Below are 16,118 nucleotides of genomic sequence, written 5' to 3'. Positions count from 1 at the left end.
CCGGGGCGGCGCCCCCCGGTTCCTCCCCCGCCCCCCCCCCTTCCCCCCCCGCCCCCCCCCGGGGGGGGGCCCCCCCCCCCCCCCCCGCGCGGGGGGGGCCCCCCCCGGGGCGGGGGGGGGCCACCCCTCAGTCGCGGGGCGACGGATCAGACGTCGCGCCACTTCGCCTGGCCGAAGGAGAAGATCCCGAAGAGGACGAGTCCGACGGCCACGGCGACCAGCAGCCACGGTCCGGCGGGGGTCTGCGCGAACGAGCGGATCGCGTCGTCCATGCCCTTGGCCTCGTCCGGGTCGAACTGGATCGCCGCCTTCAGGCCGAAGAAGCCGATCGCGGCGAAGACCAGCCCTCGTCCGACGCCTCCCACGATGCCGGTCACGTCCATGAAGCGCCGCTGGTTCGCGGACATCGTGGCCCATGTCAGATGCTTGCGGTACTTCCGCATCACGGCCCGGACGCCCATCCACAGGCCCGCGCCCAGGAAGCCCAGGGCCGCGGCGCCGACCAGCCACTGACCGGCCGGCAGGCCGAGGAGACGGCCGGTGATGTCGTGGCTCTGCCGGTCGGTCGCACCGGCGCCGCTGTCCCGGTTCCCCGCCGCGAAGGACAGGACGAAGAAGGCCGAGACGGCGTAGAAGACGCACCGGGCGCCGGACGTGATCCGCTTGGTCGGCTTGTCGCCCTTCGGGCCGGCGCTGCCGAACAGGGCCTCCGAAAGCCGCCACAGCGCCATGCCGACGAGTCCGATGCCGAGGGCCCAGAGGATCACGGCTCCGAACGGCGTTCCGGCGACCTGCGCGAGGGCGCCGCCCTTGTCGGCCTGTTCACCCGTGCCCGTGAGGCCGATGCGTACGGCCAGGACCCCGATGAGCAGGTACAGAGCCCCCCGCGCGACGAAGCCCGCACGGGCACCCGCTCGTACCACGTCCCCACGGGCCGCTCTTCTCGCGACGGCCGTGGTCGACCCCCCTGCGCTCATGCCCATTCACCCCTCTCGGATCGGAATGACCGGGTGCCCCGTCTTCTCCGTTCGAATCTCCATGGCGCGTTCGGGCACCGGCCGGTACGGCGCCCGGGGCGGTACGGGTCACCGTTTGCGGCCTTCCGGGGCCCGGCGGAGACTGGGCGGGACAGGGGGCCGATCCGGAGAGGGCGTGGACCGATGGGCGCGTACGCCGACCTCCCCGGGGTCAGGACCTGGTACGAGACCGAGGGCGAGGGCGACCCGCTGGTCCTGCTGCACGGCGGCTTCTGCACCAATGGGACGTGGGGCGCCCAGCGTCCCGACCTCGCCGGCGAGTACCGCCTCTTCCTGCCCGAGCGGCGCGCCCACGGGCACACCCCCGACGTGCCGGGACCGCTGTCGTATCAGGACATGGCCGATGACACGGTGGCGTTCCTGGAGCGGGTGGTCGGGGGCCCGGCGCACTTGGTCGGGTGGAGCGACGGCGGTGTCGTCGCGCTGCTCGTCGCCGCCGCCCGGCCCGATCTGGTCCGCGGGGTCGTGGCGATCGGGGCGAACTTCCGCCCCGGCCCCGAGTGCTTCGTCGATCCGTCGATGCTCGACGCGATGACGCCCGACAGCCCGGACATGGAGTTCTTCCGCGAGATGTACGCGGCGGTCACGCCGGACGGCGCGGACCACTGGCCGGTGGTGGCGGCCAAGGTGATCGACATGTGGCGGACCCAGCCGGTGCTCACCCCCGAGGACCTGGGGCGCGTGCGGGCGCCCACCCTGGTCGTGGTCGGCGACGACGACATGATGACGCTCGAACACACCGCCGCCCTCTACCGGGCGATCCCGGGGGCCCTGCTGGCCGTGGTGCCCGGGGCGTCCCACCTGGTGCCGCTGGAACAGCCGGCCCGGGTCAACCGGATGATCCTCGACCACCTGGCGCGGGACGCCGCCGTCGAGACGATGATGCCGGTCCTGCGCGCGGCGTCCGGGGCCCCGGGCGGTGCTTCCGGCTGATCCCGGGCGGAACCGTGCGCGGCGGGCTACGCTCGTGGCCATGGCTGGCGACGGTGGGTACGAACGCGACCGGAACTACATCACGACGCGGATCACGGCCGACGGCCGGGACGGCTATCCGGTGGAACCGAGGCGGTACCGGCTGGTCGTCGCGCGCGCGTGCCCGTGGGCGAACCGGGCCGCGATCGTCCGGCGCCTCATGGGCCTGGAGGACGCCCTGTCGATGGGCATCGCCGGGCCCGTGCACGACGAGCGCAGCTGGTCCTTCCACCTGGACCCGGACGGCAGGGACCCGGTCCTCGGGATCGAGCGGCTCCAGGAGGCCTTCTTCCGGCGGGATCCCGCGTACGCGCGCGGCATCACCGTGCCCGCGATCGTCGACGTCCCCACCGGCGCGGTCGTCACCAACGACTTCGCGCGGATGACGCTCGACCTGGGCAGCCAGTGGACGGCCCATCAGCGGGACGGCGCGCCGGAGCTGTACCCGGAGAAGTGGCGCGACGAGATCGACGACGTGGCCGAGAAGGTGTACCGGGACGTCAACAACGGTGTCTACAAGTGCGGTTTCGCGAGCGACCAAGAGGCGTACGACAAGGCGTACGGCAGACTGTGGGACCGGCTGGATTGGCTGGAGGAGCGGCTCGGCGACCGGCGCTATCTGGTCGGGGACACCATCACGGAGGCCGACGTCCGTCTCTTCACGACCCTCGTGCGGTTCGACGCCGTCTACCACGGCCACTTCAAGTGCAACCGGCGGAAGCTGACCGAACTCCCGGCGCTGTGGGGCTACGCGCGGGACCTGTTCCAGACGCCCGGTTTCGGCGACACCATCGACTTCGAGCAGATCAAGACGCACTACTACGTCGTCCACCGCGACATCAATCCGACCGGGATCGTTCCCCTGGGCCCGGACCCCCGCGGCTGGCTCTCGGCGCACGGACGGGAGGAGCTCGGCGGGCGTCCGTTCGGCGACGGCACGCCGCCCGGCCCGCCGCCCTCGTCCGAGCGGGTGCCGCCGCTCGGCCACGGCTGAGCCGGACGCGCCTCGTACACGCGTCGGCCCCCGCCCTGTTCACGGGCGGGGGCCGAGGTGCGGAACGCTCAGGTCAGCGGTTCCGGAGCGGGTCCCGGCGGGGGCAGCGGGCCCGGCTGCGGGAAGGGGTCCGGAGGCGGGGTCGGGGCCGGCGGGTCCGGCTCCGGCCGGGGCGGCGCGGGCGGAACGGGGTCCGGGCCGCCGGGCCCGGGAACCGGCCCGGGCAGCGGTCCCGGACCGGGAGCCGGGCCGGGCCCCGGCGGGGGCGTGGGGCTCGGAGGGACGGGATCGTTCGGGGGCGTGCTCATGAACCCTCCTGACGGTTCGACGCGATCTCGACGGTTCGTCGTGATCTCGTTGTCGAACCCGCGCCTACCCGCGTCCGGAGCGGTCACTCACCCCGGCACCCGGGGCCCGGTCGTGCCTCCGGCGGTCTCTCACCCCTCACGGCCGCTCGCCCCCGGATCCGGGGCGCGTCCCCCGCCGCGGCCGCTCGGGTGCCACTCGGTGAGCAGGATGGTGGCGTCGTCGCGCAGCTTGTGGCCCTGGTGCTGCCGCAGGCCCTGGACCAGGCGCCGGAGGGCCTCGGGGGCGGGGGCGCCGGCCGCCGTGGCGCGGATGACGGTGTCGGCCAGCCGTTCCTCGCCGTAGAAGTCGCCTCCGGGCGAGCGCGCCTCGGTGACGCCGTCGCTGTAGAGGAGGATCCGGTCGCCGGGCTGGAGCCGCTCGGTGTGCTCGGTGGGCGGCGACTCCTGGAGGAAACCCCAGCCGAGGGGCAGGTCGGGCTCCCGGTCGAGGACCTGCGGGAGGATCCTTCCGTGACGGATCAGCAGGGGCGGCGGATGGCCGCAGTTGATCCAGGTCAGCCGTCCGTCGGAGGTGTCCAGATGGGCCACGACGGCGGTCATGAGGCGGTCGGTGAACCAGGTGTCGAGGATCTGGTCGATCGAGGTGACGATGTCGCTCAGCGAGCCGCCGGAGCGGCGGGCCGCCCGGCAGGCGGCGAGGCCGGCCGCGCTGGCCCCGCCGGAGGCGAGGTCGTGGCCCATGGAGTCGATGACGGTCAGGTGCAGGCCGCTGTCGTCCAGGGTGTGGTCGAAGGTGTCGCCGCCGATGTCGTACGCGGGTTCGAGGACCGCCGAGGAGGTGACCTCCGACGTGCCGATGGTCCGCGGTGGCAGGAAGGCCCACAGCAGCTCGGCCTGCACCGTCATCGCCCGCGCGCGTTCCGTCTCGGCCAGCAGGTCGCTGTGGGAGGACTTCGAGACCACGAGCAGCGCGGCGACCCCGGCGAGCGCCTCGCCGCGCCCGAGCAGGGCGTCGTCCAGGTCGTGCGCCGTCACCATCAGGACGCCGATGCGTTCGACCCCGTCGATCATCGGCAGCCAGGCGGTGGCGCCGTCCCTCGACCGCTGCACCTGCTGCGTGCGGTAGGCCAGGCCAGCCAGCGAGGTGTCGACGTCGAGCGTCGGCTGGTCGACGGCGTCCGCCTGGGGCAGCGCGACGAGCCGGATCTGCTGGAGGTCGGTGACGTACATGGCCGTCCCCCGGAGCCCCATGCGACGGCCCGCGTCCTGGACGAGTCCCGCGAGCTCCCGCACGGACCGCAGGTGGGAGCGGGCCAGCAGATCGCCCAGGACATGCTCGTACGTCGACACACGACCTCCGCGGCTCTTCCCCGGCGTCTTGCGGCGGCGTGGAGCGGCCCGTCCTCCTCCCAGGTGCCCCTGGGGTGGAACCCAGGCTACGCAGGCCTTCCGGTGATCGCACCCTCCTCGCGGGTTCGTGTTCGCGGCCCCGGCCCGCGCCGGGCGCTCCCCACCGGGCCGGGACGGAGGACGGCGCGCACCCTGGGAAAAGGAACGCTCGCGGCGGATGGGATCCCGACCCGTGGGAAAGAGGACGCCATGGCTGAGGATGTGACGCCCGACCAGGGCGAACGAACCAGAAGAAACGAAACTCCCGAGGAACGCGCGGACCGGCGCTGGACCGAACTCATCCAGGAGATCAGGGTCGCCCAGACCGGTGTGCAGATCCTCCTGGGCTTCCTGCTCACCGTGGTGTTCACACCGCACTTCCAGAACCTGGAGCAGACCGACAAGACGATCTACATCGTCACCGTCGTGCTCGGTTCGCTGGCGACCGGCGCCCTGATAGGGCCCGTGGCCTTCCACCGCATCGTGTCGGGACGCCGCATCAAGCCCCAGGCGGTCGCCTGGGCGTCCCGGCTGATGTTCACCGGCCTCATCCTGCTCCTCGCCACGCTGACCTCGGCGCTCTTCCTGGTCCTGCGCGTGGCCACGCACGACGGCTACGTGCCGTGGCTGGTGTCCGGAGTCCTCGCCTGGTACCTGGTCTGCTGGTTCGGCCTGCCGCTGTGGGCGCGGATCCGCTACACGAACGGGGACGCCTCGCCGTCCGACCGGTGAGGCCGCGTCCGCGGCGGACGGGGGGGCGCCGGGCCGCTTCCCCCGTCCGGACCGGAGGAGGGCCGCGATCGGGTGGTTGCGCGGGCCGGTGCGTCACGGAGCGCAGGGCCCGGGTCAGGAATAGGCCCATGAGTACCTCTCCGCGACATCGACTGCGCGGCCCTGCCGTCGCCTGCCTCGCCGCGTCCTGCGCCCTTCTGCTCGCCGCCTGCGGCTCCGAGCAGAAGGAGACCACCACCACGTCCGGCCGCATCGCGCCGACCCCGACCGGGAGCACCGACGGCCCGACGGCCTCCGCCTCCCCCTCGGCATCCCCCTCTCCCTCCGCCTCGCCGCGGCTCACCGACGACCAGGCCGAGCGCCGGAAGCTCGTCCCGGCCACGAAGGTCACCTGGGACAAGGCCACGCAGACCGCCGTGGCCACCGTCCCCCAGGGCAAGCTGGTCGAGACGGAGCTCACCTGGGCGCCGCCGAACGCCACCGCGAGCGGGAGCACCTCCGCTTCTCCCGGCGCCTCCGCCTCCGCGTCTGCCTCCGCTTCCGCTTCCGCGAGCCCGTCGGCGAGCGCGGGCGCGCGGACCCCGGCGTGGCACACGAGCGTCGCCGCGTCGGACGGCACCCTCCACGACATCTGGGTCGACGGCGTCAGCGGCAAGGTCATCGGCGACGAACCGGACGCGGGCCAGGACGCCGAGGACAAGCAGGAGTTGGCCGACCGGTTGAAGCGGACCACCGTCACTCCGGAGCAGGCGGTCCAGACGGCCACCCAGGACGACAAGGGCACCGTCACGGCCGTGGAACTGGACGACGACTCCTGGTCGGTGGACGTCGTCGACACCGGGAACTGGAACAAGACGACGTACGAGGTCTCCACGACCGAGCGGCGGGTCCTCCGCAAGGAAGTCGACCGCGACTGACCCCTCTTTCCGGCCCTCTCCCTCCCCGCCCGTTCCGGTCCGCCGACCGGAACGGGCATCGCTTTCCAGCCTCCCGGCGTGTCATGCACCGCCCGGCGAATTGCCTCCGATCGTGTACGAGAGAGCGGTTTTGTACACCGAAAGCAGTTCGGCGCCCCGATAGTGGACCAGCGGCCGGGCGCGTGACCCGGCGTCATCCCCACCGAAAGCCGGGTGCATCCTCATGCCCACCACCGAGGCCACCGACCGTGTGCAGCTCGTGTTCTCGCTCTTCGACGCCGACGGGAACGGCTTCCTGGAGCCCGCCGACTTCGAGCTGATGGGGAAGCGGACCGTCACGGCGCTGCCGGCGGCCGACGAGAAGGCCGGGGCGAGGCTCCTCGCCGCCTTCCGCCGGTACGGGGAGACGCTCCTGGCCGAGCTGGACGCCGACGGCGACGGGCGGATCAGCCCCGAGGAGTTCACCGCCGTCGTGCTCGACCCGCAGCGGTTCGACGCCGCGGTCGACGAGTTCGCCGGGGCGCTGTCCGCGATGGGCGACGTGAACGGCGACGGCTTCGTCGCCCGTCCCGACTTCCTCGCCCTCATGACCGCCATCGGCTTCGACCGGCCCAACATCGAGGCGCTGTTCGAGGCCTTCGGCCCGGTGGACGGCGACCGCGTCCCGGTGGACGTCTGGGCCGACGGGATCCGTGACTACTACCGCCCGGAGAAGGCCGGCATCGCCGGCGACCGCCTCGTCCCCGGCGCCGCCCGATGACCGGGGAGACCGGACGGGAGCCCGCGGGGACCTCACCTCCGGGCGGTGTCCGGCCCGTGATCGGGCTGGCCGTGGGCCGTGGCACGGGCCCCGAGCTGGCGGACGTCTTCGAGCGCGTCCTGAGCACCCTCGCCTCGCGCCGCCCGGACAGCACGGGCGGCCCCGGCGGCATGGGCGATGCGGCCGGTACGGGCGGCACGGGTGTGGAGGTCGTCCGCTCGCCGCGCCTCTACCACTCCTACGTGTCGCTCCGCCGGGGCCACGACGTCGCCGCCGTGCAGCGGCTGACCGCCGAGGACGCCGACCACTACGAGGCGTGGTGCCGGGACCTGGCCGAGCGCGGCACCACGGCGGTCTTCCGCACCGCGATCAACGCCCAGTCGCTGTACCTCGTCCGGCAGCGGCTGCGCGCCGTGAAGGTCGACCTGCTGACGGACGGCGGACGGTCGCTGCTGCTGGTCCGCGACCAGGCCCAGGGCTTCTACACCGGCGAGAACACGCACACCGCGGGCGAGGTCACCCGAACCCTCACCTTCAGCCGTGAGGTCACCGGAGCGGTCGTCGAGCACGCCCTGGAGCGGGCCCGGCGCGCCTGGCCGGACGGGCGGATCGGCCGGATCGTCATGGCGTACAAGTTCCATCTGCTCGACGGGGCCTTCGACGCGTGGGTGGCCGACCTGTCCGAGCGGCTCGGGGTGCGGATCGAGGTGTTCCAGCCGGACACGGTCAACCGCAACCTGCTCGCCCACGGACTGCCCGACCGCACTCTGCTGATCGCCGGGAACGAGTGGGCCGACATCATGCACGTCGTCCTCCTCGACCGGTACGGCGCCGACCGGCAGGAGAACCGCTGCACGGAGAACGTCTGCCTCGACCCGGCGCTGCGGGGCCTGGTGGAGTACCAGACGATCCACGGCTCGGCCGACGACCTGGCGGGCCGGGACCAGGTCAACCCGGTCGCCACGGTCCGGGCCGCCGCGCTCGTCGCCGAGCACCACGCCGGGTGCCCCGGTGCCGTGGCGGCCGTGGAGGCCGCCCTCGCGGCCCTCGACGAGCGGGGCGTGCGCACCCCCGACCTCGGCGGCCGGCACTCCACGAGCGACGTGGTCGACGCTTTGGTCGACGCGCTCGGCGTCACCGGACCGGACACCGTGCCGTGTGATCCGGTCCTGGTGGGCGGCCCGTGACCACGACGGGACGCACGGCCCTGGTCGTGGTGGACCTGCAGAACGACTTCTGCGCGAGCCCCCTGGCCAGGGCCCGGTTCCGGGGCGCCCCCGCCGTGCTGGACGCCGTCGTCTCCTCGGCCGCCGGAGCGGCCGAGGAGGCCCGGCGCCGGGGCGTGGAGGTGGTCTTCGTCCGGTTCACCGGCGACCCCGACCGGCAGGGGGCGAGCTGGCGGCTGCGGGACCGGGCCCGGGGCAGGCCGCCGAAGTGTCTGGAGGGCACCTGGGGCGCGGAGTTCCACGGTGTCCTGCCCGCCGCCGGCGAGGCCGTCTTCACCAAGCGGGCCTGCTTCGACGCCTTCCTCGCGGCGGGCTTCGAGGAGCACCTGCGCGCCCGGGGCGTCGAGCACCTGGTGTTCGCGGGCCTGTTCGCGGACGTGTGCGTGGACTCCACCGCCCGGACCGCGTTCCAGAAGGGCTTCCACATCACCGTACTGGCGGACTGCACCACGGCCCTGCACCTGCCGTACGAGGGGGTCCTCGCGTTCATGCGCGTCCTCTACGGCGCCCGTACCCCCGCCTCGGACGACCCGTCCGCGTGGGACGCCCCCGCGGTGGGGCCGGAGGAGGAAGAGGAGGAGAAATGCGCGGCGCGGCCGGTCCGTCTCCGGGGGTGACGGCGGGCGTGGGCCGCACCGCCCTGCTGGTGGCCGCCGCCCGCGCCGTCGAGACCCACCGTCCCGACGCCCTCGCCCGCGATCCGTTCGCCGCCGCCTTCGTCCGCGCGGCGCCGGACGCCGCCGGCTGGCCGCTCCATCCCGACGAGGTCCCCGGCGGCGCCTCGGACCCGCTGTGGGGCAGGCTCGGCCGTTACTTCGGGCTGAGGACCCGCGTCCTGGACGACCACCTGCTGGCGTCCGCCCGGGCGGGGGTGCGCCAGGTGGTGCTGCTCGGCGCGGGGCTCGACTCCCGGGCCTTCCGGCTCGACTGGCCCGCCGGGACCGTCGTCCACGAGATCGACTCGGCCGACGTGCTGGCCTTCAAGCAGTCGGTGCTCGACGACACCGGGGCGGAACCCGTCGCCGAGCGCCGCCCGCGCGCCGCCGACCTGCGGCACGACTGGACGGAGGCCCTGTTCGGTTCCGGGGACGGCTCCGGTTCCGGATTCGGCCCGGCCGCCCCGACCGCCTGGCTCGCCGAGGGGCTGCTGCTCTACCTCCCCGCCGAGGCCGAGCGGCGGCTGATCGACGACGTGGACCGGCTCAGCGCCGCCGGAAGCACCCTGGCGTACGAGATCAAGGAGGTGACCGCCGAGTCACCGCGCGTGCGCGGCGGCCCCGTCTACACGTCGGCGCGCGAGCGGACCGGCATCGACCTGCCGGGCCTCTTCGCCGCGGGGCCGCGCCCCGACTCGGCCGGGACCCTCGCCGGCCGTGGCTGGCGGGTGGCCGTGCACCGCCCGTACGACTTCACCACGCTCCACGGCCGGGGCCCGCGCCCGGAACCCGACGACGCCCTGGCGGCCAACCGCTGGGTCTTCGCGACGGCCGACCGTTCCTGATCCGTCCGCTTCATCCGCTCCGCCGGGCGGGGCCCGGGCCGGAGCGGTGGCGCTCAGTCCTCCCGCGGCAGCAGGGGGCCGAGCGGGCCGAGGTCGAGGTTGAGGTCCTGGAGCGTGTAGCCGTGCTCGGCGCAGAGATCGGACAGGGCGTCGTGCAGGGCCATCAGGGTGGCCCCCAGCTCCTCCTCCTGGTCGTCGGTGAGGTCGCCCGCGTCGACGCGCCGCAGCGCCTGCCTCTCGATGAGCTGGCGCAGGAGTTCCACGACGGTGAGGACGAGCTTGAGGAGGTCCTCCTCGACCGACTCGTGGTCGGTCCGGAGCCGGCGCGCGGGGCGCGGGGGCTCGTCGGCCGGGGTGGGCGGGGCCTGGAGGAGGCGGAAGGCGTCGTTCAGCGCGGTGCCCACCCCGCTCAGGGGCGGCGGGGACTCCGGGGGCGGCCCGGGAAGGCCGCTCCGCTCCCCCGGTGCCGGATCCGTCTCGTCGTTCACGCCCGCTCCCGGTCCACCGGTGCCAGCGGGTCCGCCTCCGAGTCGACGGACACTATCAGGGCGCGGAGCGAGATGCGGACGAGGTCGATGTCCGCGATCGACAGCACGATGTCGCCGGAGAGGACCACTCCCCCGCTGAGCAGCCTGTCGAGCAGGTCGACCAGGGCGACCTGTCGGCCGGGCAGCGACTCGGTGGGCCGGGAGACGGTCATGGCACCCGCTCCTCCCCGGCGGTCCCGGGTTCGGGCGGCGGCGTGGCGAAGGAGTACGGGGCCCACGGCCCGGTCACCTCGGCGCGTACGCCGTCGAGGCCCTCCATCGCGGCGGCGAGCACCGTGCGGAACTCTTCGGCGCGGTCGTGCGGGACGAGATAGGCGTCGTTGAGGACGTTCTCCTCCGGACCCGCCAGGGCGCCGCGCTGGGCGGGGTGGCGCACGCGCTGCGTGCTGAACCGGGAGGCCAGTGCCTCGACGCGTTCGGCGGCCTCCTGGGCGTGCCGGTAGCGGACCTCCTGGGCGCTGTGCTGCGCCCGGCGGCGGCGCAGATAGGCCTTTCCGGGGCTGAGGGAGGCGTCGGCGGCGTCCTCCCGGGACTCCGGAGAGCCGGTGGGGTCGGCAGCAGGGCTGGTGGAGCCGGTGGGGTGGACGTACAGCTTGACGCCGAACTCGCTGCGGCCGCGGAGGAGCGCGATCCGCTCGGCGAAGGCGTGGTGCTGGGCGGCGAGGGCGCGGCGGGCGCGGTCGTCGTCCTGGTAGACGGTCGCCAGGCGCAGCGGAAGGACGGTGTCGTGGCGGGCGACGGTCTGGACGACCTCGTGGTGGGCGCGGGCGACGCCCTCCAGCCACTCCAGGTCCTCGAAGCGGGCCTTCAGGGTCCGCTCGTCGAACTCGTCCGGCGCGACCCGGCTGACGACGAACGCGACGGGGTCCGGTCCGGCCGCCGGGAGGGGCAGGAGGGACACGGGAGCGCCCGACACCCCCCGGAGGCCCTGGAGGGACGCGCGTACCTCCCGCGTGTCCGGAGCCGCGGCGTACACGTAGGTGAGGTCTCCGTCGGTGTTCATCTACCGCGCTTCCGTGGCGTCCCGCCCCTCGTGGCACGGCGAGGGGTCGCCCCGTCGTCCGGTCCCACGTCCTCGGAGACCTCGGCGTCCTCGTAGGCCTCCGGATCCGGCGGCTCTGCCGTTCCGAGCCTCTCGCGCCGCAGTGCCTCCAGCTCCGCGCGGAGTCTGCGGTTCTCCTCCGCCAGGGGGCCGCCGGTGTGCTTCGAGGAGAGCGAGGGGTCGTGCTCCCACCAGTCGATGCCCATCTCCTTCGCCTTGTCGACGGAGGCCACCAGGATCCGCAGTTTGATCGTCAGCAGCTCGATGTCGAGCAGGTTGATGCGGATGTCCCCGGCGATGACGATGCCCTTGTCGAGCACCCGCTCCAGGATGTCCGCGAGGTTGGCGGAGGAGCTCGGTCCGTACGGCACCGGCGCCGCCCGGGAGGGGGCGGATCCGAACCGGTCGGGCAGGGGGTCAGACACGGTGGCCTCGCTTCCGGGTCATCGCAGCCCCCGTCGGTGGGCGTCGATCTCGTCCAGCCGGTCGAGCAGCTCGTCCTCGCGCCGGTCGAAGGCCTCCTGGTCGATCTCTCCCCGTACGAGCCGGCTCTCCAGTTCCCGCAGCTCACGCCATACGGGGGCCGGGTCGTAGTACTCGTCCTCGGCCTGCTCCACGACCCGCTGGGCGACCCAGACGGCGCCGCGCACCGGGGCGACGGGAAGCATGAGCAGCTGTGTCAGCAGTCCCATCCTGTCTCTCCTTCTCCCTCCTCGCCCGTTCTCCGCCGTCGGATTCCGCCACCGGATTTCCGCCGTCGGATTTCCGCCGTCGGATTTCCGGCATCGGATTCCGCTACCGGACGAAGCTGTACGGCGGCAGGGGTCCGCTCAGCCGGAGCTCCACTCCCTCCCCGAGCTGCCGGACCAGGCCCGAGTGCGCCGAGAGGAGTTCCTCCCTCCGGTCGTCGGAGACCAGCAGCGAGAGGTTGAGGAAGTCGTCGCCGGACGCCGGCCGGGCGTTGTGCTCCTCGGCGTACGGGACGAGGGCGTCGGCCAGTCCGGCCGCGAGCGCGTCCTGCCGTTCCTGTACCTGCGCGGCGACCATCCGACCGAGGGTGAGCGGGAGCTGGGGATCCGGGTCCCCGGCGCGGATCCGCTCGTTGAGCTCCCGGGTCTCGGGGTTCTCCCGCATGATCTGCCGCAGGAGCTCCTCCTCGTCCTGCGAGGCCCTCACGTGGTACTCGGCGCGGCCGTCGAGCCGTTCCAGATTGGCGAGGTAGCCTTCGGCGTCCCTGCGGAGCGCCTGCTCGACCGTCGCCTCGTCGGCGGCGGTGTAGCCGAACTGGAGGGGCAGGACGGGGCCGCCCCCCATGAGGCGCTCCTGCACCTCCTGGTGGATCAGCAGGTCGCGCCGTTTGGGCCTGATCTCCTCGGAGACGTCGCTGACCACGGCGTACAGCGGCCCGCAGGCGAGGGCGCGCACCGGGGACGGCTCGGCGCCGACGCCGGTCATGTCCTCGACGGCGAGGGGGTGGTCCTCGCCCGTGATCGCGTAGACGTAGAGGGCCATCGGTCACTCCTTCTCCCGGCGCGCCGTGCGTCGGGCGGGAGGCCGCCGGCGTCGGGGCGCGGGCTCCTCCTCCGCCTCCTCCTCGTCCGGCTCCTCGTCGTCCCGGGACTTCCCGGTCAGGGTCTCGGTGACGGCGTCGACCGCCCCGCTGAGGGCTCCCTTGGACTTGCCGTGGGCTCCACCCTCCATCATGCCGCCGACGACCTCGGGAAGCTGTGCCGGGGCCTTGCGGCCGGATTCGAGGTCGAGCCTGTTGCAGGCCTCGGCGAAGCGCAGGTAGGTGTCCACGCTGGCCACCACGATCCGGGCGTCGATCTTGAGGATCTCGATGCCCACCAGCGAGACCCGGACGAAGACGTCGATCACCAGGCCCCGGTCCAGGATGAGCTCCAGGACGTCGTAGAGGGTGCCCGAGGAGCCTCCGCCCCTGCCGGCGGCGCTTCCGCCGCCGCCCTGCGGCACCATCGTCATGGTGCCTCCCTTCACGGCCGAACCGTTCTCAGAACGGCCGATCGATCATCCCGCGGCTGTAGCGGCGGGTGCGTTCGAAGGAGATCAGCGCGCCTTCCTCGTCGAGTGAGACCTTGTAACTGGCCAGCACGCTGGTCGTGTCGGGGATGCGCTCCAGCTCCACCACTTCCACCTGCGCCTCCCACCCCGAATCGGTGGGTTTGAGCGAGGAGACGGATTCGGGCGGTCGGCCGAGCAGCTTCGCCAGTTGCTCGGCGGCCGAGCTCATCGCCGAGCCGGCGTCGACGGCTTTCGCCCTGCGCGGCGCGGGTCTGCGCCGGGTGGGGGCCCGCTCCCGCTCTTCGTCGTCGGCGCGGGGGACGGCCCTCCGGGGGCGTTCCGAATCTGCTGAGGCCATGTGCACTTCCAGGAGACGTACGGCCAGTTATGGCTAGAATTTCACGATATAAGGGCAAATGCCACGTCCGGGAGAGCAGGCTCGCTTTCCACCGCCCGAGCGGGACGCCCTCCGCAGGCGCATGCACGGAGGCGCGACCCGGTACGGAGGGTTCCGTACGAGGTGGCGGCGAGGCCGCGAACGCCCGGTGAAGGGACAGAGGCCATGGATGACACGTCCAAGATCGCCCTGGCGGCCGCAGTGGCCGGGGGGTACGTGTTGGGACGGACGAAGAAGGGGCGGCTCGCGTTCACCGCGGCGACCTATCTGGCGGGGCGGCGCTTCGGCCTCGAACCGAGGCAGCTCATGACGGAAGGTCTGGGCAAGCTCAAGGACATACCGCAGGTCGCGGAGATGGGGGACCAGTTGAAGGGCGAGGCCCTGAACGCCGGTCGCCAGGCGCTCAAGGCGGCGGCCAACCGCAAGCTCACCGACCTCGCCGACTCGCTCCACGAGCGGACGCTGGCGCTCGGCAGCGGTGGCGACGGCGGTGACGGCGGTGACGGCGAGGAGGACGAGGAAGGGCGTTACGAGGACGAGGCCCAAGAGGGCTACGAGGACGAGGAGTCGGAGCCCGAGCAGTACGACGAGGACGAGGAGGACGAGGAAGAGGAAGAGGAGGAAGAGGAGGGCCAGGAACCGGACGAGGACGAGGAAGAGCAGGACGAGGAGGAACCGGAGGAGGACGAGGAACCCGAGGAATCGGAGGAGCCCGAAGAGCCGGAGGAAGAACCCGAGGAGGAGGAACCCGAGGAGCCGAAGCCGCCCCGGACCTCGCGTACGTCGTCCCGTGCGCGCAAGACCTCCCGGGCACGCGGCACGGCGGCCACGGCCGAGAAGTCCGCTCCCGCAAAGAAGACGGCGGCGAAGAAGACCGCCCCCGCCAGGAAGAGCGCCCCCGCGAAGAAGAGCGCGGCGGCCAAGAAGTCCGCGCCCGCGAAGAAGAGCGCTCCCGCCAAGAGGACGGCGGCACGCAAGGCGTCGGCCGAGAAGTCCGCTCCCGCCGGGAAGACCGCGGCGAAGAAGACCCCGGCACGCAAGCCGGCGGCGAAGAAGACCGCAGCGAAGAAGACGGCCGCGCGCAAGCCGTCGGCGCGGAGGTAGGTCATGGCATCCGAAAACCGCACCTCCGGCAAGGAGTCGGGTTCCGGGCTGGACCGGCTGTTCGGCGAACTCGGCGGCTACCTCTCCGCGCAGACCGGGCAACTGGCCGAGAAGGCCACGGACAAGCTCGGGGACGTCACCGGCAAGCTCCAGGACGTGGCCGACAACGGCGGCAGCCTCGCGGACATCGGCGGGCGCATGCTCCAGGGGGACTCCCCCGTCAAGGCGATGGTGGGCCATTCGGTCGGCGGCCTGAAGGACAAGGTCACCGACGCCGCGTCGAACCTGTTCGGCAAGGGGAAGGGCAAACGCAAGAGCGGCACCCAGAAGATCACCAGCATCGTCGAGACGGTCGACGTCGGTGCCCCGCTCCGGAGGGTGTACGACCACTGGTCCCAGTACGAGGACTTCAGCGGCTTCACGAAGGGCGTGCGCGACGTCTCCCAGGGCGACGAGACCACCAGTGACTGGAAGGTCAAGGTGGGTCCCTCCACCCGCAGTTGGAAGGCGACGGTCCAGGAGCAGGTGCCGGACGACCACATCATCTGGACCTCGGACGGCGCCAAGGGGTCGACCCGGGGCTGCGTCAGCTTCCACGAGCTGGGCCCGTCGCTCACCCGGGTCCTGGTCACGGTCGAGTACTACCCCTCCGGCTTCTTCGAGAAGACGGGCAACGTCTGGCGCGCCCAGGGCCGTCGGCTCCGCCTCGATCTGAAGCACTTCCGCCGTCACGTCACCCTCACCGACGACGAGCCCGAGGGCTGGCGCGGTGAGATCCGCGACGGCGAGGTGGTCCGCACGCACGAGGAGGCCATGGAGGAGGAGCAGGAAGAGGGCCGGGGAGACGAGGAACAGCAGGAGGCGGACGGATACGACGAGGAGGACGGAGGAGGGGGCCCCGAGGACGAGTACGAGGACGAGGACGGGGAGTACGGGCCCGAGGACGAAGAGGACGAGGGAGAAGACGGAGAAGGAGGAGAGGAGGGAGAAGAAGGGGACGAGGAGGAGTACGAGGACGAGGACCTCGGACCCGAGGAGGAGTACGACGAGGGCTACGAGGACGAGGACGAGGAAGGCGGCGAGGAGGAGGACGACGAGACCGCGGGTCGCGGGCGGCGCGGGCGCTGATCCCCGCCGCACCGGAACGGGTCCGCCGCACCCTCGTGGAA

At 72.9% G+C, this 16,118-nt stretch carries 20 protein-coding genes; 10 read left to right on the top strand and 10 right to left on the bottom strand.

Going from position 1 to position 16,118, the window contains the following annotated elements; all coding sequences use genetic code 11:
* Positions 1 to 146 precede the first annotated feature (146 nt).
* Complete coding sequence (locus ACFY7E_RS13585) at positions 147 to 977, bottom strand: DUF1206 domain-containing protein (protein WP_383446718.1); 831 nt, start codon at positions 975 to 977, stop codon at positions 147 to 149.
* Positions 978 to 1,160: 183 nt separating this feature from the next.
* Between ACFY7E_RS13585 and ACFY7E_RS13580 the strand changes: the two genes are divergently transcribed.
* Positions 1,161 to 1,970, top strand: a complete 810-nt coding sequence (locus tag ACFY7E_RS13580; RefSeq protein ID WP_389484185.1) for an alpha/beta fold hydrolase — start codon at positions 1,161 to 1,163, stop codon at positions 1,968 to 1,970.
* A gap of 40 nt (positions 1,971 to 2,010) precedes the next feature.
* The gene (locus tag ACFY7E_RS13575) at positions 2,011 to 3,003 is read left to right on the top strand and encodes a glutathione S-transferase family protein (RefSeq protein ID WP_389484183.1); all 993 of its coding nucleotides are present in this window, start codon (positions 2,011 to 2,013) and stop codon (positions 3,001 to 3,003) included.
* 437 nt (positions 3,004 to 3,440) lie between these two features.
* Here the strand turns inward: ACFY7E_RS13575 and ACFY7E_RS13570 are convergent, their stop codons facing one another.
* Positions 3,441 to 4,661 carry a PP2C family protein-serine/threonine phosphatase gene (locus ACFY7E_RS13570; RefSeq protein ID WP_389484180.1) on the bottom strand — a complete coding sequence of 407 codons (1,221 nt, stop codon included), beginning with the start codon at positions 4,659 to 4,661 and terminating at the stop codon, positions 3,441 to 3,443.
* A gap of 249 nt (positions 4,662 to 4,910) precedes the next feature.
* Between ACFY7E_RS13570 and ACFY7E_RS13565 the strand changes: the two genes are divergently transcribed.
* The 6 genes from ACFY7E_RS13565 to ACFY7E_RS13540 all read left to right on the top strand — a co-directional run bounded on the left by ACFY7E_RS13565 (position 4,911) and on the right by ACFY7E_RS13540 (position 9,836).
* Positions 4,911 to 5,432 carry a DUF6328 family protein gene (locus tag ACFY7E_RS13565; RefSeq protein WP_389484178.1) on the top strand — a complete coding sequence of 174 codons (522 nt, stop codon included), beginning with the start codon at positions 4,911 to 4,913 and terminating at the stop codon, positions 5,430 to 5,432.
* A 128-nt stretch (positions 5,433 to 5,560) separates the two neighbouring features.
* On the top strand, positions 5,561 to 6,349 hold the full coding sequence (locus ACFY7E_RS13560) for a PepSY domain-containing protein (RefSeq protein ID WP_389484175.1): 789 nt from the start codon (positions 5,561 to 5,563) through the stop codon (positions 6,347 to 6,349).
* A 223-nt stretch (positions 6,350 to 6,572) separates the two neighbouring features.
* Positions 6,573 to 7,109 (top strand): EF-hand domain-containing protein, encoded by a 537-nt coding sequence (locus ACFY7E_RS13555; protein WP_389484173.1) that lies wholly within the window; start codon positions 6,573 to 6,575, stop codon positions 7,107 to 7,109.
* Positions 7,106 to 8,296, top strand: a complete 1,191-nt coding sequence (locus ACFY7E_RS13550; protein WP_389484171.1) for an isocitrate/isopropylmalate family dehydrogenase — start codon at positions 7,106 to 7,108, stop codon at positions 8,294 to 8,296. Before ACFY7E_RS13555 ends, ACFY7E_RS13550 begins: the two co-directional genes overlap by 4 nt.
* A complete protein-coding gene (locus ACFY7E_RS13545) occupies positions 8,293 to 8,952 on the top strand; it encodes a cysteine hydrolase family protein (RefSeq protein WP_389484168.1) in 660 nt (219 codons plus the stop codon). The genes ACFY7E_RS13550 and ACFY7E_RS13545 overlap by 4 nt, the downstream gene beginning before the upstream one ends.
* Positions 8,919 to 9,836: an SAM-dependent methyltransferase gene (locus ACFY7E_RS13540; protein WP_389484166.1), complete on the top strand. Its 918-nt coding sequence runs from the start codon at positions 8,919 to 8,921 to the stop codon at positions 9,834 to 9,836. The genes ACFY7E_RS13545 and ACFY7E_RS13540 overlap by 34 nt, the downstream gene beginning before the upstream one ends.
* Positions 9,837 to 9,889: 53 nt before the next feature.
* Here ACFY7E_RS13540 and ACFY7E_RS13535 read toward each other — a convergent pair whose 3' ends face one another.
* From ACFY7E_RS13535 to ACFY7E_RS13500, 8 genes are all read right to left on the bottom strand, one after another.
* Positions 9,890 to 10,324: a gas vesicle protein K gene (locus ACFY7E_RS13535; protein WP_389484163.1), complete on the bottom strand. Its 435-nt coding sequence runs from the start codon at positions 10,322 to 10,324 to the stop codon at positions 9,890 to 9,892.
* On the bottom strand, positions 10,321 to 10,536 hold the full coding sequence (locus ACFY7E_RS13530) for a gas vesicle protein (protein ID WP_383446902.1): 216 nt from the start codon (positions 10,534 to 10,536) through the stop codon (positions 10,321 to 10,323). Before ACFY7E_RS13530 ends, ACFY7E_RS13535 begins: the two co-directional genes overlap by 4 nt.
* Entirely contained in the window at positions 10,533 to 11,387 is an 855-nt protein-coding gene (locus ACFY7E_RS13525; RefSeq protein ID WP_389484161.1) for a GvpL/GvpF family gas vesicle protein, read from the bottom strand. Before ACFY7E_RS13525 ends, ACFY7E_RS13530 begins: the two co-directional genes overlap by 4 nt.
* Positions 11,384 to 11,851: a gas vesicle protein gene (locus ACFY7E_RS13520; protein ID WP_389484160.1), complete on the bottom strand. Its 468-nt coding sequence runs from the start codon at positions 11,849 to 11,851 to the stop codon at positions 11,384 to 11,386. The genes ACFY7E_RS13525 and ACFY7E_RS13520 overlap by 4 nt, the downstream gene beginning before the upstream one ends.
* Positions 11,852 to 11,869: 18 nt before the next feature.
* Positions 11,870 to 12,118 carry a gas vesicle protein GvpG gene (locus tag ACFY7E_RS13515; RefSeq protein ID WP_389484158.1) on the bottom strand — a complete coding sequence of 83 codons (249 nt, stop codon included), beginning with the start codon at positions 12,116 to 12,118 and terminating at the stop codon, positions 11,870 to 11,872.
* A gap of 103 nt (positions 12,119 to 12,221) precedes the next feature.
* Complete coding sequence (locus tag ACFY7E_RS13510; protein WP_389484156.1) at positions 12,222 to 12,938, bottom strand: GvpL/GvpF family gas vesicle protein; 717 nt, start codon at positions 12,936 to 12,938, stop codon at positions 12,222 to 12,224.
* Positions 12,939 to 12,941: 3 nt separating this feature from the next.
* Positions 12,942 to 13,409, bottom strand: coding sequence for a gas vesicle structural protein GvpA (locus tag ACFY7E_RS13505; RefSeq protein WP_383446915.1), 468 nt, complete (start codon positions 13,407 to 13,409; stop codon positions 12,942 to 12,944).
* Positions 13,410 to 13,437: 28 nt separating this feature from the next.
* Entirely contained in the window at positions 13,438 to 13,806 is a 369-nt protein-coding gene (locus ACFY7E_RS13500) for a gas vesicle protein (protein WP_389484153.1), read from the bottom strand.
* Between the two features lie 204 nt (positions 13,807 to 14,010).
* On the opposite strand from ACFY7E_RS13500, the gene ACFY7E_RS13495 reads away from it, so the two are divergent.
* Complete coding sequence (locus tag ACFY7E_RS13495; RefSeq protein WP_389484151.1) at positions 14,011 to 14,949, top strand: histone protein; 939 nt, start codon at positions 14,011 to 14,013, stop codon at positions 14,947 to 14,949.
* A gap of 3 nt (positions 14,950 to 14,952) precedes the next feature.
* Positions 14,953 to 16,077 (top strand): SRPBCC family protein, encoded by a 1,125-nt coding sequence (locus ACFY7E_RS13490; RefSeq protein WP_389484148.1) that lies wholly within the window; start codon positions 14,953 to 14,955, stop codon positions 16,075 to 16,077.
* Positions 16,078 to 16,118 lie beyond the last annotated feature (41 nt).

Source organism: Streptomyces sp. NPDC012825, from assembly GCF_042900925.1.
Lineage (GTDB): Bacteria > Actinomycetota > Actinomycetes > Streptomycetales > Streptomycetaceae > Streptomyces.
Note: the sequence above shows the minus strand (reverse complement) of the source record. Positions and strands in the feature narration are given on the sequence as shown.

Coding starts and splice junctions, on each gene's coding strand:
- ACFY7E_RS13505 (WP_383446915.1), bottom strand. CDS start 13,409: ATGACGATGGTGCCGCAGGGCGGCGGCGGAAGCGCCGCCGGCAGGGGC.
- ACFY7E_RS13580 (WP_389484185.1), top strand. CDS start 1,161: ATGGGCGCGTACGCCGACCTCCCCGGGGTCAGGACCTGGTACGAGACC.
- ACFY7E_RS13550 (WP_389484171.1), top strand. CDS start 7,106: ATGACCGGGGAGACCGGACGGGAGCCCGCGGGGACCTCACCTCCGGGC.
- ACFY7E_RS13495 (WP_389484151.1), top strand. CDS start 14,011: ATGGATGACACGTCCAAGATCGCCCTGGCGGCCGCAGTGGCCGGGGGG.
- ACFY7E_RS13555 (WP_389484173.1), top strand. CDS start 6,573: ATGCCCACCACCGAGGCCACCGACCGTGTGCAGCTCGTGTTCTCGCTC.
- ACFY7E_RS13565 (WP_389484178.1), top strand. CDS start 4,911: ATGGCTGAGGATGTGACGCCCGACCAGGGCGAACGAACCAGAAGAAAC.
- ACFY7E_RS13515 (WP_389484158.1), bottom strand. CDS start 12,118: ATGGGACTGCTGACACAGCTGCTCATGCTTCCCGTCGCCCCGGTGCGC.
- ACFY7E_RS13585 (WP_383446718.1), bottom strand. CDS start 977: ATGAGCGCAGGGGGGTCGACCACGGCCGTCGCGAGAAGAGCGGCCCGT.
- ACFY7E_RS13490 (WP_389484148.1), top strand. CDS start 14,953: ATGGCATCCGAAAACCGCACCTCCGGCAAGGAGTCGGGTTCCGGGCTG.
- ACFY7E_RS13510 (WP_389484156.1), bottom strand. CDS start 12,938: ATGGCCCTCTACGTCTACGCGATCACGGGCGAGGACCACCCCCTCGCC.
- ACFY7E_RS13575 (WP_389484183.1), top strand. CDS start 2,011: ATGGCTGGCGACGGTGGGTACGAACGCGACCGGAACTACATCACGACG.
- ACFY7E_RS13500 (WP_389484153.1), bottom strand. CDS start 13,806: ATGGCCTCAGCAGATTCGGAACGCCCCCGGAGGGCCGTCCCCCGCGCC.
- ACFY7E_RS13525 (WP_389484161.1), bottom strand. CDS start 11,387: ATGAACACCGACGGAGACCTCACCTACGTGTACGCCGCGGCTCCGGAC.
- ACFY7E_RS13560 (WP_389484175.1), top strand. CDS start 5,561: ATGAGTACCTCTCCGCGACATCGACTGCGCGGCCCTGCCGTCGCCTGC.
- ACFY7E_RS13540 (WP_389484166.1), top strand. CDS start 8,919: ATGCGCGGCGCGGCCGGTCCGTCTCCGGGGGTGACGGCGGGCGTGGGC.
- ACFY7E_RS13530 (WP_383446902.1), bottom strand. CDS start 10,536: ATGACCGTCTCCCGGCCCACCGAGTCGCTGCCCGGCCGACAGGTCGCC.